14 protein-coding genes, 1 tRNA gene and 2 pseudogenes are annotated in these 18,702 nt (G+C 70.1%); 5 read left to right on the top strand and 12 right to left on the bottom strand.

The genetic code is table 11. The features are described from left to right. Positions 1-28: 28 nt before the first annotated feature. The 3 genes from ACIQFX_RS34045 to ACIQFX_RS34035 all read right to left on the bottom strand — a co-directional run bounded on the left by ACIQFX_RS34045 (position 29) and on the right by ACIQFX_RS34035 (position 3,797). Positions 29-1,594, bottom strand: a complete 1,566-nt coding sequence (locus ACIQFX_RS34045; protein WP_402471273.1) for an FAD-dependent oxidoreductase — start codon at positions 1,592-1,594, stop codon at positions 29-31. A 33-nt stretch (positions 1,595-1,627) separates the two neighbouring features. Continuing rightward, the gene (locus tag ACIQFX_RS34040) at positions 1,628-2,797 is read right to left on the bottom strand and encodes a lycopene cyclase family protein (RefSeq protein WP_402471271.1); all 1,170 of its coding nucleotides are present in this window, start codon (positions 2,795-2,797) and stop codon (positions 1,628-1,630) included. 406 nt (positions 2,798-3,203) lie between these two features. Next, complete coding sequence (locus ACIQFX_RS34035) at positions 3,204-3,797, bottom strand: TetR/AcrR family transcriptional regulator (protein WP_402471268.1); 594 nt, start codon at positions 3,795-3,797, stop codon at positions 3,204-3,206. 67 nt (positions 3,798-3,864) lie between these two features. On the opposite strand from ACIQFX_RS34035, the gene ACIQFX_RS34030 reads away from it, so the two are divergent. The 4 genes and pseudogenes from ACIQFX_RS34030 (at position 3,865) to ACIQFX_RS34015 (ending at position 6,311) form a co-directional block, all read left to right on the top strand. Beyond that, complete coding sequence (locus ACIQFX_RS34030) at positions 3,865-4,395, top strand: GNAT family N-acetyltransferase (protein ID WP_402471266.1); 531 nt, start codon at positions 3,865-3,867, stop codon at positions 4,393-4,395. Positions 4,396-4,700: 305 nt separating this feature from the next. After that, positions 4,701-5,000, top strand: coding sequence for a transposase (locus ACIQFX_RS34025; RefSeq protein ID WP_402471265.1), 300 nt, complete (start codon positions 4,701-4,703; stop codon positions 4,998-5,000). 175 nt (positions 5,001-5,175) lie between these two features. Next, positions 5,176-5,754 (top strand): annotated as a pseudogene (locus ACIQFX_RS34020) (MFS transporter); the annotation flags it as partial. Positions 5,755-5,849: 95 nt separating this feature from the next. Continuing rightward, complete coding sequence (locus ACIQFX_RS34015; protein WP_402471263.1) at positions 5,850-6,311, top strand: hypothetical protein; 462 nt, start codon at positions 5,850-5,852, stop codon at positions 6,309-6,311. A 2-nt stretch (positions 6,312-6,313) separates the two neighbouring features. On the opposite strand, the gene ACIQFX_RS34010 is transcribed toward ACIQFX_RS34015, so the two are convergent. From ACIQFX_RS34010 to ACIQFX_RS33995, 4 genes are all read right to left on the bottom strand, one after another. Beyond that, positions 6,314-6,487, bottom strand: a complete 174-nt coding sequence (locus ACIQFX_RS34010; RefSeq protein WP_402471260.1) for a hypothetical protein — start codon at positions 6,485-6,487, stop codon at positions 6,314-6,316. Beyond that, a complete protein-coding gene (locus tag ACIQFX_RS34005; protein ID WP_402471257.1) occupies positions 6,484-7,065 on the bottom strand; it encodes a hypothetical protein in 582 nt (193 codons plus the stop codon). Before ACIQFX_RS34005 ends, ACIQFX_RS34010 begins: the two co-directional genes overlap by 4 nt. Before the next feature lie 282 nt (positions 7,066-7,347). Next, positions 7,348-7,421, bottom strand: a tRNA-Met gene (locus ACIQFX_RS34000). Between the two features lie 69 nt (positions 7,422-7,490). Further along, positions 7,491-7,697 carry a hypothetical protein gene (locus ACIQFX_RS33995; RefSeq protein ID WP_402471254.1) on the bottom strand — a complete coding sequence of 69 codons (207 nt, stop codon included), beginning with the start codon at positions 7,695-7,697 and terminating at the stop codon, positions 7,491-7,493. Here ACIQFX_RS33995 and ACIQFX_RS33990 point away from each other — a divergent pair. Continuing rightward, positions 7,672-7,932: pseudogene (locus tag ACIQFX_RS33990) on the top strand (IS5/IS1182 family transposase); the annotation flags it as partial. The gene ACIQFX_RS33995 and the pseudogene ACIQFX_RS33990 sit on opposite strands and share 26 nt — an antisense overlap. A gap of 108 nt (positions 7,933-8,040) precedes the next feature. On the opposite strand, the gene ACIQFX_RS33985 reads toward ACIQFX_RS33990, so the two are convergent. The 5 genes from ACIQFX_RS33985 to ACIQFX_RS33965 all read right to left on the bottom strand — a co-directional run bounded on the left by ACIQFX_RS33985 (position 8,041) and on the right by ACIQFX_RS33965 (position 18,700). After that, positions 8,041-11,775, bottom strand: coding sequence for a S8 family serine peptidase (locus ACIQFX_RS33985; RefSeq protein ID WP_402471251.1), 3,735 nt, complete (start codon positions 11,773-11,775; stop codon positions 8,041-8,043). Positions 11,776-12,488: 713 nt separating this feature from the next. Continuing rightward, the gene (locus ACIQFX_RS33980) at positions 12,489-13,481 is read right to left on the bottom strand and encodes a LacI family DNA-binding transcriptional regulator (RefSeq protein WP_402471248.1); all 993 of its coding nucleotides are present in this window, start codon (positions 13,479-13,481) and stop codon (positions 12,489-12,491) included. 119 nt (positions 13,482-13,600) lie between these two features. Continuing rightward, entirely contained in the window at positions 13,601-15,766 is a 2,166-nt protein-coding gene (locus ACIQFX_RS33975; RefSeq protein ID WP_402471246.1) for an alpha-galactosidase, read from the bottom strand. Positions 15,767-15,806: 40 nt separating this feature from the next. Beyond that, on the bottom strand, positions 15,807-17,849 hold the full coding sequence (locus ACIQFX_RS33970) for a beta-galactosidase (RefSeq protein ID WP_402471244.1): 2,043 nt from the start codon (positions 17,847-17,849) through the stop codon (positions 15,807-15,809). Continuing rightward, entirely contained in the window at positions 17,846-18,700 is an 855-nt protein-coding gene (locus ACIQFX_RS33965; protein ID WP_402471241.1) for a carbohydrate ABC transporter permease, read from the bottom strand. Before ACIQFX_RS33965 ends, ACIQFX_RS33970 begins: the two co-directional genes overlap by 4 nt. Between the last annotated feature and the right edge of the window lie 2 nt (positions 18,701-18,702).

Raw genomic sequence — 18,702 nt, 5'->3', positions numbered from 1 at the left:
CCCGGTGTGTGCGCAAGGCGCCGGTGCCTCAGGGCGTGGATGCCGAGGCCACGCGGGCGAGGAGCCGCAGCGCGGCCGAGCGCCCCTCGGTGGGAACGGTCCACAGCGTCTGGCCGCGCAAGCCCCACCGGCGGAGGTGGGCGTTGGCCGCGAGGAACCCCGTGGTGGCCGCCCGTTCCATGAGGGCCACGGGGTACTCGGTGCGGACAAGGTCTCCGGCGACCGTGACCGTCGGATCGGAGGTGTGGACGGTGGGACGGTTCCGATGTGCGCCAACTTCGAAGAGCGGGCAGTCGGAACGGAATTCGTGCCGCTCGTCGACGACGACCGCGGCGCGGGTCTCCGGCCAGGCGCGGCGCAGCTGGGCCACCAGCTCGCGGGACAGCGTGCGGGGATCCGCCGACCGGTCGACCGCGTAGGCGTGTAGTTCGACGACCGAGCCGCCGGTGCGGGCGGCCCAGCGAGCGGCTTCCCCCTCCCAGCGGTCGAGCACGCTGATGTTGTCGAGGGGGCCGTATCCGCTGGTCCCGAGGAAGCCGGGGCGTTCCGGGCGCACCGGCCGGTCGAGCCACAGTCGGGACACGAGGAAGGGCGGCGCGGTGCGAAGCGCGCTCACCCCGGCGCGCCAGGACTCGTCGCACAGGGCCGGGGACGCCGCGGCGAGCTCTTGGAGCCCAGCGGTGTCGGCGGCGAGCACGAGGGCGTCGGCGTGCCGGGAACCGTCGGTGGAGGAGACCATGTGCCCTCCGTCGGGGGCCGGGACGATCTCCCGGACGGCGGTGTCGGTCAGGATGCGAACCCCGTGGCTGCGCAGATAGGCCGCGAGAGGGTTCCACAATGCCTGGGGGTAGGGCTCGTTCGGCACGTCGAAGAGCAGGCCCTCGGAGGAGCCCAGGAAGTAGATGTGGAACATCAGCACGAGCTCCGCGGCGGACAGGTCCCCGGGGTCGGCGAAGAAGCTGCGGGAGAAGACCTCGAAGGCGAGGTGTTGCGCGGCCGGCGGGAACCGGATGTCGTCGAGGAAGTCGCGCGCGCTGACGGCGTCGTACCGCCGGTAGACGTCGGCGACGCGGACGTCGAGCAGAGGAAGCGCGGCCGGCGCGTTCATCCGGCGGAGATCGCCCCAGCCGAAGCTCGGGCTGAGAGCGACGAAGCCGAGGGCGCTCCAGGGAGGCGTACGCGGCACGCGCGCGAAGCTGTCGTGGAGGCCGGAACCGTGCTGCAGCGGGTAGTCGGGCAGGCCGGTCAGGCGCTCCAGGGAGGGGTCGATCCGGCGCAGCAGTCCGCGGAGGTTGTAGTACTGCCGGAAGAAGGCGTGGAATCCGCGGCTCATCGTCACGGCCGAACCGTCGTTCAGCCGGTCCGGCCAGCCGGCCAGGCGGCCGCCCAGAGCGGGCTGCCGCTCGTAGAGGGTGACGTCGACGCCGCGCTCGGCGAGGATCGTAGCCGCCGCGATCCCGGCGATACCGCCGCCGACGACGGCGCACGAGGGCCGTGGGCCGGGCCGCGCCCGGCGGAGGCCCGGCGGGGCGGGCAGGACGACCGCTCGGCGGTCGCGGCCGCGTGAGGCACTGACGTGGAGGAAGGGGCGCATCGCGTGGGCTCGCTCTCTTGACGGGTCGCCGGTTCAGCGCCGGCGGGAGAGGAAGGACAGCTCCGCGGCCGTACGGAGCATGGGGCGGACGGGAGTGTGCAGGCCGATGCGGAACTCCTCCGGCAGGCGCGTCCCGCCGTCGAGGAACCGCAGGATCGTGTCGACGGGGACCTCGTCGAACAGGCGGGTGAAGAAGTCGGGCCCGGAGATCCTTCCGGTGTCGATGCCGCGGAGGAGGATCGCGTCCATCGTCAGGGCGCGCCGAGGGTAGGCGGCGGGAGGGAGGGGCTCGCGGCCCGCGTGCACGAGGGCAGCCACGGCGCGCGCTTGCCGCTGGATGGCGGCGAAGGCGTATCCCGTGGAGGGCCGCACCGCTCCCCCGGCACCCCCGAGCCGGAAGGTGCTCAGCCCCGACCGCCGGGGGAAACGGGCGTCCGTCATCGGGATGCGCCCCTGTTCCACCGCACGCACCTCGAAGTCGCCGAGGCCGAGGACGGACCCGGTGTAGTGGCGCAGGGCTGTGTCGTACTCCTCGTCGAAGAGGGCTTCCCGGCCGAACTCCGTGTACTCGACGAGGGCTTCGTGCCGGGAGAGCGGCAGCACGTAGCCGAAGGAGAGACCGTGCGGGGGTTGCGGCGTACGGAAGTCCATGAGGTCGACGGCGTCCGGCACGAAGGCGGGCCGTTCGGTGCGCAGGAACCAGCCCTTGAAGTGTTGGAGGAGACGAACGCGGGCGTCCGGCTCCGGGCTCGGGGGGCGGGTGTCGAAGACCCAGCGGGCGTGGACGTGGAAGGCGCCACCGTCAGCGGGCCGGCAAGTGACGGTGGCGCCGTCGGGTCGGTCGTCGACGGCGTCGGCGGTGGCCTCGAGCCGGCGCAGCCCGCGCAAAACCGGTCGCAGCCCCCGGGAGAAGGACTCCGAGGTCAGCATCTTGTAGCGCAGCTCTCCCAGGTCGCGGTGGAAGGAACGCCCGCCGGCCTCGTGCAGTCTCACGCGGCGCCACGAGGACGTCAGCCAGGCGTCGTACGGGCCGGGGCCGCTCTCCCAGTAGCACCAGGTCCGGGGAGGCGGGCGCAGAGGGCCCGGGGGCGCGTCGACCAGGACGACCTCTGGGACCGGTGCGCCGGACGGGGGGACGAGGAGACGCCAGGCCAGTGACAGGCCGGCTGCTCCGGCACCGATGACGACCACGTCGCATCGCATGAATCCCGACTCCTCTCAGTCGCGCGGACATCGGCCCCGGTCGGCCCATGCGGAACGGAAGACCGATCAGGCGTCCGGCCCTCCCAGGAAGTCCACCCATACCCCAAGACCGCTCCCACGGCGGTCAGCATCGCCGCACGACCGCCACGGATCTCGTCACGGCTCAAGGCTCCGTACGGCATCGCCTCCATCCTGACGGTCCGTCCGGAAATGGTGGGGACCGAGACCGGATCACCGGCTCGTGTCACGGACCTGCGCCGTCCGGGTGGCAGTCAACGACAGAGCCGACTCCGCAGACTGTTTGCCGGTGTCCGTTTCGATCTGCTTGACCGGCATCCCGTTGAGGCCGCGCCGCGGACCTGCCGGAGCTGGAGGAGGACGAGCCCGGCGTTGCGGGGGTCACGCGTCAGCCGCCTGTGGTGCCACCATGCAGCAGGGCGAGCTGGTGCTCGACGGCCACGGTGAGCCGCGCATCGTCGTCGGTGGCGAGGAGGTCGAGCAGGGCGCCTCGCAGGACTGCCAGGGCCAGGGTCCGGCGGGTGGCACCGTCCTCGCTGTCGCGCTCGGGCGGCTGCTGGAAGCCGGCCAGGACGCCGAGCCAGTCCTCCACCGTCGCCCGGGCGAACCCCGCCCAGGCCCCGTCGGGCTGGACGAGGGAGCGAGTGTACGCCTCGGCCCATAGCCGCAGCAGCGGCCGATGCTCCGTCGCGGCGAGCCACGTCCAGAGCCGTTCGACGGCGGACACGAGTCCGGCGGGACTTTCGGGCTGCCGAGCACGGTCCAGGAGCGCCAGCTCGTCAGCGCGGGCGCGCGCCAGCAGCGCCCGAAGCAGGCCGTCTTTGCTTTCGAAGAGGAAGAGCAGGACCCGTGGGCTGGAGCCGATGGCATCAGCCAGCGGGCGCAGTGACAGGTCGGCCAGGCCGTGGGCGAGGGCGTACTGGTAGGCCGCCTCCAGCAGCTCGGCCTGCCGGGCGGAGGGGGTTGGCGCTTTCTGAGGCATGCAGCTAGCCTAACTGAAACAACTGTTTCAGTGGCGTGTTTCGATCGCGGGGCCGGGAGAGCAGCGCATGTATCAGCAAGATCAGAAGCAAGTCGTCATACGCCGCGCCGACCGTCCCGGCGACCTGGGATGGGTGGTGATGGCCCACGGCGAGGCATACGACCAGCAGTTCGGCTGGAACACCGACTTCGAGGTCCTGGTCGCCAATATCGTCGCCGACTACGGAACCAAGCGCGATCCGGCACGAGAGGCGGGCTGGGTTGCCGAGGTCAACGGCCGACGCGTGGGCTGCGTCTTCCTCGTCGCGGGCGACCGGCCGGAAGTGGCCAAGCTGCGGATTCTGCTCGTCACCCCGGAGGGCAGAGGTCTTCGCCTCGGGACGCACCTGGTGGAGAGGTGCCTCGCCTTCGCCCGTGAAGCGGGTTATGAGCAGGTAACGCTATGGACCAACGACGTGCTCACGGCGGCGCGCAAGATCTACCGGAGTTTCGGCTTCACCCTCGCCGACGAGGAGCGCCACCACAGCTACGGCCAGGATCTTGTCGGCCAGAACTGGACCCTCGACCTGCGCACCGGCGCGACGGACGGCGACAGCTGAACGACACGGCGAAGCCCGAACTGGCCCCACCGGTGGCGGGCCCCCTCAGGCGGTGGGCCACCGTCACAGACACCGACTTCCCCAGCCCTTGAAGATTCCTGCCGTTCAGGTCGAAGCGGACACCGGTGAACAGTCTCCGGAGTTACGGGACGGTCCTTGCTGATCTTCTCGTTAGTTCTGTGGATGCGGTGGAGCCGTTGGTGGGATCCTGATGCGGTCTCTTTCAAGCCTTGGGGCTTGACCCCGGATCTTGGACACCCGAGGCACTTGGATCTTGAGTCCAGGAGAACGGATGTCCCGTGGTCATGAAGCACTGTCAGCCGGAGTTCAAGGCGGACGCGGTCGCGTTGTACGAGTCGCGGCCCGGCGCGACGATCAGGTCGGTCGCCGCTGATCCGGGGGGCAACCCGGAGACGTTGCGGAACTGGGTCCGGGCAGCCGGCGCGAGCCGGCCCCGGGGCCGCCGGGCGGAGGCGCCCGCCGAGCCGCCCACGCCACTGGAGGCGGAGAACGCGGCTCTGCGCAAGAAGGTCCGCGAGCTGGAGGAGGAACGCGAGATCCTGCGGAAGGCGGCGAAGTATTTCGCCGGGGAGACGCGCTGGTGAACCGCTTCCAGTTCGTCGCCGACCACCAGCGCCGCTACGGCGTGAAGCGGCTGTGCACCGTCCTCGGCATCGCCCGCTCCAGCTTCTACTACCGGTGCCGCACCGCCGCGGACCGGGCTGCCCGGCCGGCGGCCGACGCCCGCCTCGCCGCACGGATACGGGCCGTGCACCGTGAATCGGCCAGCACTTCACCGCCGGTGACGCGGGACTGGGCAACCTGCCCCTCGCGGTGGGAACCGCGATCGGCGGCGCCATCAGTGGCGCGTTCCTCGCCGACAAGATCGGCCGCAAGGTGCTCCAGATCGGACCGCTGGTCCAGCTGGCCGGCGCGGCCGTGCTGTGGTTCGAGCTCGACGGCCTCGACTCCGCCTCGTTCGCGATCTGGGACATCGTCCCCGGCGCGACGGTGGCGGGCGTCGGCGCCGGCATGGTGATCGCCGCTCTGTTCAGCTTCATCCTGGCCGCGGTCGACGACGAGATCGGATCCGCCTCCGGTGTCCTGTCGGCGGTCCAGGCGGTCGGCGGCTCCATCGGCGTCGCGGTCTTCGGCTCGGTGTTCTTCGCCCAGGCCAAGACCGGCGACTTCACCGGCGACTTCCACCGCGCGCTGATCGTCCAGGCGTGCCTGCTGGTGGTCTTCCTCGCGATCACCTTCCTGCTGCCCAAGAAGGGCCGCACCGAAGAAGAGCAGCACGGCACCACCCCCGAGACGCCTGCCGACGACTCCGGCACCAAGCTGCATCTCACCGTCTGAGCCCCGACCGGCCCGAACGGAGCGCCCACCAGGGCCGCCGCCCGATGCGAGGGAAGACGAGGAAGCCCAGAGGGAGCATCACGACACCCCGGAACGTGCTGACCGCGGAAGCCGGCATCGCCGGTCCGGCCCTGGCCCACTGGCTCGGACGGCAAGGGATGCAGGCTCACCTCGTCGAGCGTTCTGCCGCCCCGCGGGAGGGCCGGCAGACCGTGGACCTGCGCGGTGCCGGACGAGACGTTGCACGCAGGATGGGCCTGGAACGCGCCCTGCAGACCCACACCACCCGCGAAGAGGGCATCCGCTTCGTCGACGCGGCCAACCGCACCAAAGCCGCCTTCACCAGCGGAGCCTTCGGCGGCCAGGGCCCGATCGCCAACCTGGATATCCTCCGCCCCTACGTCACCCGTGCCCAGAACCCGCCGCCCGGCGTGCCCCGCACGGCCTCACCCTGCACCGGCCGGCATCCACGCCCTCGACACCGTCCTGCTCACCGCCTCCCGGGCCCTCATCGCCAAGACGAAAGGGCAGGGACGCCCGTGTCCCCGCCCTCCTGACTTCAACGAGCCGGACTTGACAGGGGACTGGTCCGAGCGAGGGCTCGGTAGTGGTCGAGGCCGAGGACCTGGGCGGGGATCCGGGTGGAGGTGAAGGTGCTCTTGGCCGAGCCGGCCGGGCCGATGAGGACGATGACGGCCGGGTCGGGGCCCGTCGTGTCGAGCGGAAAGGTCATGTGGGTTCACCGTCGAAGGTGGGGGTGCGCTCCAGAAGTCGTGGACGCAGGCGTGGCCGGTCGCTCAGTGCACGGGGCCGCAGCGCCCGCTGGAGTCCGGGCGCTGCGGTGTTCGCAGAGGAGCGGATGCGGTTCTGCCGGAGGGTCAGGGGCGGGAAGGGGCGTGGGTGGCGAGCCAGGTCGTCAGCGCGGCCGCGCTGAAGTCCGCGGTGAACAGTGGTGGGCGTGGCCGGTGAGCAGGGCAGGTTCTGCACGTCCCAGTGCAGAAACCGCGTGATGGTGAGCTTGCCTTCTGTCACCTCGGCGATGACCGCCCGCAGAGTGTCCTCTCTCACTCCCAGCGGGCGACCGGCCAGGAACTGCAGCAGGTCACTGGTCGGGTCCTCGGTGCATTCGGCCTTGAAACACGAGCGGCATGCCTCGCGGCCCGTGCGATCGAGCCGTGGCGCGGAGTGGCGTTGTTGCCGCAGGTCGCGCAAGCCCAGCCTTTCGTCTTGTTGCTGCTGCCACATGAGGCGCACAACCGCAGGCCGGACGACGTTGACGGCCCCGAGCTCCTGCAGAATGCCGATGAACACTCCACCGAGGCCGGGCCTGAGATCAGCAGACCGCCTTCCAGCGCCTGGGCCAGACGCACAACTGCCGCCTTCGAGGGGGCGGCACGCTGGATCGCCTGCTGAACGGTCTCGGGCAACAGTCCGGCTCGACCGCAGCGACCAGCTCGTAGATCACGGCATGCGGGTCGGCGTCGAACCGGGCCACCTGGCGACGCGTGTTCACGGACCTGTGCTGCGACTGGCTTGTCGCTCGGGGCGGGGTACGCGACAGGGGCCCGGCTGATGCCGAGCCCCTGTCTTTCGTAGCGGGGACAGGATTTGAACCTGCGACCTCTGGGTTATGAGCCCAGCGAGCTACCGAGCTGCTCCACCCCGCGTCGGTGACCCCACCGTACACGATGTGTGATGCAGGACGGTGGGCGAGTTACGGGGGGGGGACGGGCGGTTCAGCCGCGGATGATGTTCACCGCCTGGGAGCCCTTCTGGCCCTGCGTCACATCGGAGGCGACGCTCTCGCCCTCGGCTGGCGGGGCGGAGCTGGGGTGGGGAGGATATTGCTTGCCCTTGGCGGTTTCCTTGAGCTCGGACCCCGCGGAGACCTTCACGCTGTAGCCGGTCGGGCACTGCCGCGAGTACCTGCGACGCCGCGGCATCCGACCCACCATCCCGGAGAAAGCCGACGGTCAGGCCGCCCGCCTACGCCAAGACTTGCAAGGCGGACGGCCACCAGGCTCCGACGAAGACCGCTACAGGAAGCCCCACACCGTCGAACGAGCCGTCGACAAGCCCAAGCATGCCCGAGCAGTCGCAACCCGCTACGACAAGCGCGGCTACGTCTTCCTTGGAACGGTCACCGCCGCAGCTCTCGTCACCTGGCTCCGCACGTGATCGCCCGGACAGGTCCCAGCCGCCCAGTGTGCTCCGGCGGAGGACAGCCGAGCGCTGGGAGCGTACGCGCCACGGTGCGGGGGTGTCCAGAACCGTTCTCAGGGACGGTCACTTCAGTGCGAAGGCACGGATCACTTCCTGCTTGACGGTCAACCCGTCCACCCCCTCAGCGGAGGCCCGCAAGGAGACGAAGGCTCCGGGCCGGTCCGGTGTGGTGAAGCGAGCCGTCCAGCGGCCGTCCGCCCCCTTCTTCAGCGGGATCCGCTGCCAGCTCGTGCCGTCGTCGTAGGACGCCGACAACGTGGCGGTGTCACCCTTGAACTGCTCACCTTCGAACCAGCTCTGTGTCTCCGCGCCCAGCCCGAGGGTCAGCGTACGTCCCGCGGGTGCGTTACCCCGCAGGTCGACGGGAACGTCGAAGGAGAGGTTCAGCAGCTTCAGGCCGTGCTGGGCGTAGTCGTCCTCGGCGTTCGGGTGGTAGGTGAAGCCGTACTCGGTGGAGACCTTGGTGGAGGTCTGCCAGAGTTCGCCGTCGCGGGATGCCTGTGCCACGACACGGTAGGGCTTGGTCTCGCGCGGCAGGACGGCCGAGAACGCGCGGCCGGGAGCCTGCTTGATCAGGCGGTCGCCGTCGTAGAGCGCGATGGTGCCGGCTTCGTACTCGTTGCCGGGCATCGAGCCCGAGTGTCCCGGGCCCGAGTCCGACCACATCGGGACGTTGACCTGGATGCCTCGGCTGTCCGTCATCGTGCTGACGAAACCGGGGCCGAAGCGGGGATGCTGCACGGGGGCGAACCAGTCGCTGGTGTAGGCGCGGTCCGCCTGGAAGCGGTCCTTGCCGCCGCGCTGCTCGAGGCCGGGCGTCTCGCCGACGCCGATCTGGTGGTTCTCGTACCAGAAGCTGTCACCGTACGGCTGTGAGACGTATTCGGTGCGTACAGCGGGATACTTCTCGTACTCGGTGAGTCCCACGCCGCGTCCCCGGCCCATCTCGCGGACGGGGACGTAGACGCGGATGCCGCCGCCGAGTGCGTCCTTGTGGCCGTGGTAGCGGCTGGTGACTTTGGCGAGGTCGTCCTCGTCAGGCCGGTAGTCCAGGGCGGTGCCGGGAATCGCGTTCTTGTAGACCCGCGACAGATCGAAGAGGTAGTCCGGGAAGCGCTTCTGCTTCACCTTCAGGACCCCATGGCCGCTCTTGGCCTCGACGATCAGCCGCGCACCGTCCTCGGCGGGGACGGAGGCCGCGGTGATCTCCTGGTTGCCATAACCCTCGTAGAGCCGGCCACGGGCGTCGTTGACACTGATGATCATCGCTGCTCCTGCCGCGGCCGCGTTGCGGCCGCGGGTCGCGGCGCCGACCTCGTCGCTGCGGTCCGCGATGACGGCCTTGCCTCGGACGTCGAGCCCGGCGTAGTCCTCGACCGCGCCCCTGCCGACGTAGACGGTCGCCAACCGGCTCTGGCCGTCCTGGAATCGGGTGCCGCTCTGGCTGGTCAGCTCCACCTCGTGGCCGCTCGCGGTCTCCGCGTCGAGCAACTCCTCACGCAGGCGCCAGCGCGTCATGAAACTGAATTCGCCGCTGGAGACCGGATCAGTGGATCCGAGGTACACCGTGTCGTAGTAGGGCAACATCACGAACTGGCTGTCGAAGCCCACACCGCCGGTGCCCGTGCCGCTCGGGAACATCCTGTGGAAGTCGAGGACGGTCTGGGAGACCTCGGTCTCCTTCGGCGCCTTGACGCTCGCCTCGTGTGTCTTGCTCGCGTCGAGGGTGACTGTCGTCGGTCCGGTCACCACTGCCTCGGGCTCGGCGAGGAACGCCACTCCCAGTGAGTCGGAGCGGTCGCCGGCGACGTTCAGATAGGTCCAGGCCATGTAGGTGCCCTTGGGCAGCCGCAGGGTGCGTCGGCCGTCGACAGGCACCTGGACCGGGGCGCGGTTGCCGTCGTACGTCAGGGAGACGGTTCCGGCTACCGGGTTGCCACCCCGGTCCTTGAGCTCAAGGGTGACGTCGTACAGTTCGCGTTCTTTGGTGAGGGCGAAGCCCGTGTGGGCGGCGACCGCTGCGGTGGCCGCGTCGGTGGCGATGACCTGGCCGGAGAAGACCGTGTCCGCCGGAACGGTGGTCGGGTCGAGCGTCAGCCTGACGTCGGCGGCACCGCCGGCCGGGACGGTGACGGAGGAGGCGTCAAGGGAGTAGGCCGCGTCTTGCGTGTCCAGGGCCAGGTTCAGGGTGATCGCGGTAGAGCCGGTGTTGCGGTACGTGATGGTGCGCTCAGCGGCCGCGGCCCCTGCGTGGGGCCACTTGTAGACCGCGGCCGCGACCGAGCCGGTCGCCTCGATCGTTGTCTCCACTGCATTGGCGACGTCGAGCCGACCCGTGCCCATGGCGTACGGGCGGTAGGCGTCGAGCTTCTTCGACGTGGACATCAGCGCGTTCTTCATGCGCTGGCCGTCCCAGTCGGGGTGACGCTGCTTGAGGATGGCCGCGGCGCCCGCCACGTGCGGGGTGGCCATCGAAGTACCGTTCATCGAGCGGTACATGCCGCCCGCCCAGTCCGGAACCGCCTGCGATGCGGCGGCGTTGATCGCCACACCGGGCGCGGAGATGTCCGGCTTCAGGGAGTAGGACCCCGTCAGAGGTCCCTGGCTGGAGAAGGAAGCACGTCGGTCGGACTTGTCGACCGCGGCCACCGTCAGGGCTGCGGCCGCAGAGCCCGGAGAACCGATCGCGCCGGGTGAGGAGAGGTTTCCTGCGGCGACCACGAAGAGCGGCCCGCCATCGGCCGACAGGGCGTTGAGCGCCAGGGCCTCCGGGGTGTTGCCGTCGTCGCCGATCTGCGTGCCCAGGCTCATCGAGACGACGTCGGCGCCTTGCGCCTTGGCCCACTCCATGCCCTCGACGATGCCCGACTCGGAGCCGTAGCCGCCGTCCGAGAGGACCTTGCCCACCAGCAGGTCGGCGCCAGGAGCCACGCCCTTGTTGACTCCGCCCGAGGCCGCACCGGAGCCGAGGACGGTGGAGGCGACATGGGTGCCGTGCCCGTGCCGGTCGGTCACCTCCTCTCCGGGTATGAAACTCTTCGTGCCCACGATCCGGTCCTTGACGTCCGGATGGTTGGGGTCGATGCCGCTGTCCAGGACGGCGACCGTGGTACCCGTACCGTCGAAACCCTGGGCCCACGCGATGGGAGCACCGGTCTGCGGCACCGACTCGCTGAGGTCGGCCATCACCCGGCCGTCCAGCCAGAGCTTGCCGATTCCTCCGTCGAGAGACCGTGCGTTGCCCGCCGCGGGCGTGATGGCGTTCCAGAAGGCGCGAGCCTGGAGCTTGTCCGTCTTCAGCGCCGTGGCGTCGATCGACTGAAGCGTGCGGACCTTCGCGGCACCCCGCGGTGTGGCGGGCGGTTGTGCCGAACGGGACCTCGGCGCGGAGGCGATGACCGGGATGGCCTTCGCATGCGCGTCGTCCAGCTGCATCGCGGCCAGCCCGGTGACGTTGAACAGGCGTACGTCCAGACGATCTGCTGCCAGCAGCGGCAGTACCTCGGACGGCAGGACGTAGGTGTCCTGTCCATAGCGCTGAATGTGCACCCCGCCTGTCGCACCGTCAGGGCGGTCGACGGTCACGGCGTCCTCACCGCCGGGCAGTTCCCGGTAGTGCACGACGTCACCGGTAATAAGGGTCATGTCATACGACTCTGCGTCGGCATGTGTTTGCTCCTGCGGTGCTGCCGGGGTTACGGCCACCGCTGAGGGCTGAGGGAGCAGCAGTCCGCTGCTGACCGCGACTGCGATGGCGGTCGCGGCCAGCGCCGACCGGCGTCTGGGTATCGATGTCATGCAGATGATCAAAACGGGAACCACCCCTTCCGCGTAAGGGGCCGGGCAGGCGGCAATCCGCCATGGCGGCTAACCGCCCGTCAACACGCGACTTCGCCGTCGGGAAAGGTTGTCCCGACGGCGCCCAAAGCCGGCCTCCGCGGCCGTCATGTCCGACGGATACCAGCGTCCCCGGTTCGCACGACCCGGCCGTGTTCCCGTGCAGGTGCGCGGGGTACACGGCGCCCGCGTCACCCTCACCCTTGACGGCACGGCCGCACTGACCCGAGCCGGATGGTCGGCCACCCGGTAGCGCAGCTTTCTGGTTCATCGCCCGACCGCTTCCACCGGCGGGCGCCCAAGCGCCGCCCGGCCTGGCCCGGAGGCGCAGCAGCGAAGGCACAACGGAGACGGACGCGCCGGCCTCAAGCTCCTGCGCAAGCGGGTGCCACCTGCCTCGTGGCCTGATTGTGAGTGGCCAGTGCGACGATCCCCGGACAGCCGTGTGAGGAGAGGCATGGGCACCTGGGACATCGGCCCCTTCGACCACGACACCGCCGACCGCCCTCGCGGCTTGACAGACGGCATTAGGAATCAGTGAGGGAACCAGGATGGTGCGAACGAGGAGGGTATCGACGGTCCGTGCATGCGCGAAGGCGATCGGATCGCCACAGGACACCGTCCGGCCGGCCTTCTCGTTCACCGGCGGTCCCGGCCAGCCGGCATCGTCTGCGTCAGACTGAAGAGCGTGCGACGAACTCGGCTTTGACGTGGACGGACTTGTGAACCTTGCGGCCGTCCAGGCGTTCTGCGAGCAGTCGGGCGGCAGCACGCGCGACCTGGTCCGCCGGGTAGCGGATAGTGGTCAGTCGTGGTCGTACCAAGGAAGCGAAGGAAGCGTCGTCGTGGCCGATCAGAGCCACGTCCTGGGGTATGTCGAAGCCTAGTTCGTGCGCTTTCTCCATGGCTCCGACAGCGATCACGTCGTTGCCGCAGAAGACGGCGTCAGGCCGGTAGCGGCGGCTCATGAGGTCGGCGAAGCCAGTCGCTCCGGCTTCTCTCGTGTGCTCGCCCCGGACGACCAGTTCGTGGGGAAGCGCCATGCCGAGCTGGAGCGCCAGACCTCTGAGCTGTTCCAGGCGGGGGTCGCCGCCCGTGGCGTCCCGGGGCCCCGCGATCATGGCTATGCGTCGTCGTTGTGCCGCCGCCACCTGCTCCAGTGCGGATCGTGTTGCCGCGCGGGCATCGGGCGTCACCTGGTCGATCGGGCCGAAGGAGACATCTGCGCTGACAACGACGGGCAGGCCTGCCTCGACCAGGGGCTCGAAATCACGCGGTTTGAGCCGAAAGGGAGTGATGACGACGCCGGCGAACCGCTGCTGCACGGCCTCCGCCAGGAGCGCCTGCTCCTCGTCCCGGCGCGCGCGCGTGTTGCAGACGACGACGTGCAGTCCGCGCCCTCGCAGTTCTTCCTGCAACGTGGCCGCGAGCTGCGCGTAGAAGGGGTTGGCGATGTCGGGAACGATCAGCGCAACCAGGCTGGACCGCCCCGTCCGCAGGCTGCGCGCCGTGGTGTTGAGGGTGAAGTCCAGTTCGGCGATGGCCGCCTCGACCGCAGCCCGGGTCTCGGGGGCGACTTGTCGCTTGCCGGAGAGCACGTAGGAGACCGTCGCGGACGACACTCCGGCCGCACGAGCGACATCCGCCATGGTGACTCGTTCGCGCACAGCGCACCCTCCCTTCTGCAGCCACCCTATGTCACGTGCGGTTGCGCCGTGGAGGCGCTCGCGCCCGAGGTCCGAGGGGTCCCGCCCGCCGATACCGGTTCCACTTCTCCGGAGGGCTGTCAGGTGCTCCGTTCCCGGCCGTCGACACGACGCAGCCGTACCAGAGCGCTGGCGCAGTCACCCGGGGGAAGATCGGGAAGCGGGAGACCGAACCCGGTCAGAGTGGCCCCGGACCACTCCCGTCCCGTCTCCTCATCGCGGTACCTGCCTTCCTGTTCCAGCCCTCGCAAGCGCAGCGGCGGGTGCGGCGGCCCGAAGGCCGTTCCGGGCCGCCAGATCAGCAGGACCACGCGTTCGCCGGGCGCGTCGAGATACTGCACGGCCGTCAGCGGCCCGTCGCCCGGAGCCAGGAGGCGGAACTGCTCCCCCTGCTGTACGACGGGACGGATGTCCTTGTGGACCTCGACGAGCCGGCCGGCCTCGGCAAGTTCGGCTTCGGTCCAGCGGGTGAGATCTCCTCCGATTCCGAGTACGCCCGCCATGGCACTGTGGAACCGGAAGGGCATGGGGACCGTCCGGCCGGTCAGCGGGTTGGGGCTGTCGGTCACCCATGCGGACATGACACCCGCCGGGTACATCTGGCTGAAGCCGTGCTGGATGGTCAGGCGATCCACTGCGTCCGTGTTGTCCGAGGCCCACGCCTGATCGGTGCGCGCGAGGGTGGCAGGGTCGACACGTCCTCCGCCGCCCGCACATGCTTCGATGCGTAGTTGCGGGAACTCGGCGCGCAGGTGGTCGAGTACGTGGTGGACGCCTCGGGCGTGTTCTACGTGGACGCGCCTGGCGTCGGGGGCGGGGCCGGGCACGCCGGCTTCGCTGAAGGACCGGTTGAAGTCCCACTTGAGGAAGTCGACCGAGTTGTCGGCGACGAGCTCGCGCAGCCATGTGAGGGCCCAGCCGGTGACCTCCGGGCGGGAGAAGTCCAGGACCAGTTGGTTGCGCAGTTCCGTCGCGGTGCGATCGGGCAGGTGCAGGACCCAGTCGGGGTGTCGGCGGTAGAGGTCGCTGTCGGTGTTGACCATCTCGGGTTCCACCCACAGGCCGAAGGCCATGCCTAGGCTGTGGACCTCGTCGGCGAGCGGGCGCAGCCCTCTGGGAAAGCGGTGGGGGTGGGGGGTCCAGTCGCCGAGGCCGGCCCGGTCGTCGTCGCGGCCGCGGAACCAGCCGTCGTCGAGGACGAACAGCTCGACGCCGAGGGCGGCGGCACGTTTCGCGAGGGTGATCTGGTTGTCCTCGTTCACAGCGAACGACGTCGCCTCCCAGGAGTTGTAGAGAACGGGACGCAGTTCTTGCGGGTGGGGCAGCACGTAGGTGCGCAGGTAGTGGTGGAAGGTGCGGGAGGCGCCCCCGAAGCCGCGGTCGGTATACAGCCCGAGGCTGAGCGCGGTGCGGTGGGTGCCACCGGGGGCGAGCCGCAGTTCGATGCCTTCGTGTCCTTCGCCGGCCACGATGCCGGTTCGGCCGGACGCGGTGCGCTGGGCGGTGAGGCGCCAGCTGCCGCTCGCGGCGAGTGCGACGGCCCAGACCTCGCCGTGCTCCTCGCTCGCGTCCTGGGCGTCGAGGGTCGCCCAGGGGTTGGCGTGGTGGCCTGTGTGTCCGCGCCGGCTGCCCAGCACCGTCTCACCCACCGGCAGCCCGGACCTGTGGAGGCGGCCTTCGCGGGACCAGCCGCCGTGGACGGAGCCGATTCGCCAGGCCGGGCGGGGTGGCAGTGGCCAGTGCGCCGACGCGTACCGCAGGAGCAGGATGTCACCGTCGGCGGCGGTACCGTTGTGGTGGAACTCCGTCCAGCGTTCCAGTACGTCGCTGTCGGCGGGGACGCGGTAGTGCAGGTCCCATGCCAGTGGCCGGTTGCGGTCTCGGAGGCGGATGACGACGTGGTCGTCCGCCTCCAGAATCATCTCGCGGACGGTGGGTTCCAGGGGACTGGAGCCGTCGGCGAACCGGACCTCGAGGGCGGGCGTCCCGAAGCGTGCTCCGCCGTCGACCGGGTACTCCTCCACTCCGTCCCAGCGGCCGGCGAAACTGTTCTCGTGCTCGGACCACAGCGGCAGCGCGATCGCGTCGGCATGCGGGAGCACGGCGCCCCAGTGAAGGTGGAGCACGGATCCGGCGGCCCGGTCCACCCGCAGCGCGTAGGCAGTGCGGGCGGTGCGCAGCAGGATGGTGCCGCTCGCCTCGTCGATCTGCGCCGGCGGAACCGGCAGCGTCTGCTTGTTCTTCACGGAGGGTGTTCCTCTCACATGTGTTCTCCGGGTGCAACGGTCAGGACGAGGCGGTCGTGGGGTCCTCGCGGACGACGACGACGCCGCCGGGCGGTACGTACGCCCGGCCGTCGGTGACCTCGGCTCCGGCGAGGCCCGCCCCTGTGACGGCGACCCTCATCGGGCCTTGCGTGTGGTTGATCAGGAAGAGGTACGTGTGATCCCCGCCGGTGCGGCGTACCGCCTCCAGCCCGGCCGGGCCTTCGACCACGGGGAGGGAGCCGGCATCGGCGCAGAAGACGCGGATCACTTCGCGCAGGGCCGCGGCCGGCAGGCGGCAGGCCGTGTACCAGGCGGTGCCCCGGCCGAAGGTGTGCCGGGTGACGGCGGGGCCGCCGCGGGCCGGACCGCCGTCGGCGGTGTCGGCGAAGCTTCTGACGGTGGTGCAGCCGCGGGGCTCGACGCGTTCCGTCCACTGGCGTACGCGGGAGCCGTCGTCGAGCAGGACGTGGTCCTGCGGGCGCAGTGGCAGGTACTCGTCGATGACGAGGCCGAGGAGCTCGCGCAGCGCCCCGGGGTGTCCGCCGAGGCGGACGCGGTCGTACTCGTCGACGACGCCGCTGAAGCAGCCGACGGCGAGGTGACCGCCCTGGTCCACGTAGCGGGTGAGGTTGTCGGCGGCGGAGTCGGAGATCAGGTACAGGTTGGGGGCGATGACGGCGCGGTAGCCGGTCAGGTCGGCGCCGGGCGGGACGAGGTCGCAGGTGATGTTCAGGGTCCACAGTGCTTCGTACCAGTCCCGGACCGCGTCCAGGTAGCGCATGTGTTCCGAGGGGCGGGCCTGGAGTTCCAGCGCCCACCAGGTGTGCCAGTCGAACAGCAAGGCCACGTCGCTGCGGACACGGCTGCCGGTCACTTCGCCCAGGGCGGCGAGTTCGGCGCCGAGCGCCTTGACCTCGTTCCAGACGCGGCCTTCGGGACCGGCGTGCGGGAGCATCGCGGAGTGCCACTTCTCGGCGCCGGCGCGAGACTGGCGCCATTGGAAGAACATCACCGCGTCCGCGCCGCGGGCGAGATGGGTGAGGCTGTTGCGGCGGGTTTCGCCGGGTTGCTTGGCGACGTTGACCGGCTGCCAGTTGACAGCGGAGGTCGAGTGCTCCATGAGCATCCAGGGCTTGCCGCCGGCCATGCCGCGGGCGAGGTCGGCGTTGAGCGCGAGGTCGATGTGGCCGTCCGGGTCGGCGGCCGGGAGGTAGTGGTCGACGGAGACCAGGTCGCATGCGGCGGCGAAGGCGTGTGCGTCGACCTTCTTCTCCAGGGTGCCCATCACGTTGGTGGTGACCGGTAGGCGGGGGGCGATTCCGTGCAGGATGGCGGTCTCGGCGTGGTGGCGGGCGAGCAACGCGTCGGAGGAGTAGCGGCGGTAGTCGAGTTCCTGTCCGGGGTTGCGGAACGCAGTGGTGTCACGGGGCGGGTCGATCTCGGTCCAGTCGCCGTAGCGCTGGCTCCAGAAGTCCGTGCCCCAGGTCTCGTTGAGCGTGTCGAGGGTCTTGTACCGCTCCTGCAGCCAGGTGCGGAAGGCCTCCGCACTGGTGTCGCAGTAGCACAGGGCGTTGTGGTTGCCCCATTCGTTGTGGACGTGCCACATGACGAGGGCGGGGTGTCCTGCGTAGCGGGTCGCCATCGCTGTGACGAGGGCGTCTGCGGCCTGGGCGTAAGCGGGGCTGCTGGGGCAGAAGACCTGTCGGCTGCCATGGGCGAGGCGAGTGCCCGAGACGGTGACGGGGCGGGCTTCGGGGTGCCGCCGGGTGAACCACGGGGGCGGGGCGGCGGTGGCGGTGGCCAGGTCCACCGCGATGCCGTACTCGCACAGCAGGTCGAGCACTTCGTCGAGGAGCCTCCAGTCGTAGACGCCGGGGCGTGGCTCGAGGCGGGACCAGGAGAAGACGCCGAGGGTGACGAGGTTGACGCCCGCCTCGCGCATGAGACGTACGTCCTCCTGCCATACCTCCCGGGGCCACTGTTCCGGGTTGTAGTCGCCGCCGTAGGCGATTCCGCCCAGGGCGCGGGTCACGCCGGTGAGGGGGTGGGCGGGGTGGTTCACGATTTCACTGCTCCAGCGGCGAGTCCCGCACGCCAGTGGCGCTGCAGGAGGAGGAAGGTCAGCACGATGGGTACGACGGAGACCAGGGCGCCCACGATGGTCAGGGTCTGCAGTTCGGGCAGGCGGCTCGTCTGCGTCTGCCAGGTGAACAGGCCGAGGGTGACGGGGTAGAGGCGCTCGTCCTGAAGCATGATCAGGGGCAGCAGGAAGTTGTTCCAGATGGCGACGAACTGGAACAGGAAGACGGTCACCAGGGCGGGCGCCATGAGGCGAAGCGCCATGGTCCGGAAGATGCGGAACTCGCCCGCCCCGTCGATGCGCGCGGCCTCGATCACCTCGTCCGGGACGGACGCGGCGGCGAAGATGCGGGAGAGGTACACGCCGAACGGACTGACGACGCTGGGCAGGAACACCGCCCAGAACGTGTTGGTGGCGTCGAGTTCGGCGAACATCAGGAACAGCGGCAGGGCGAGCGCGGTGGCCGGAACGAGGACGCCGCCCAGGACGACGGAAAAGACGGCTTCGCGTCCGCGGAAGGCGTACTTGGCGAGCGCGTAACCGGCAGCGGCGGCCAGCAGGGTGGCGACGGCGGCCCCCGCGCCCGCGTACAGCAGGCTGTTGAGGAGCCAGCGGAGGTAGATGCCGTCCTGTTGGGCGAAGAGCGAGGAGAGGTTGTCGCCCAGGTTCCATTCGGCCGTGAGGAATCCGGGGGTGGTGACGAGGTCACCCTGGCTCTTGGTGGACGAGACGAAGAGCCAGTAGACCGGCATGAGCATGTAGCAGGCGACCACGGCCATGAACGTGAGGGCGGCGACCGGACCGACGCCGGTGCTCCGCCGTCGGCGTGCCATGG

The organism is Streptomyces sp. NPDC093089 (assembly GCF_044754405.1).
GTDB lineage: Bacteria > Actinomycetota > Actinomycetes > Streptomycetales > Streptomycetaceae > Streptomyces.
The sequence above is the reverse complement of the archived record's forward strand: the minus strand, read 5'-3'. Positions and strand labels throughout refer to the sequence as shown.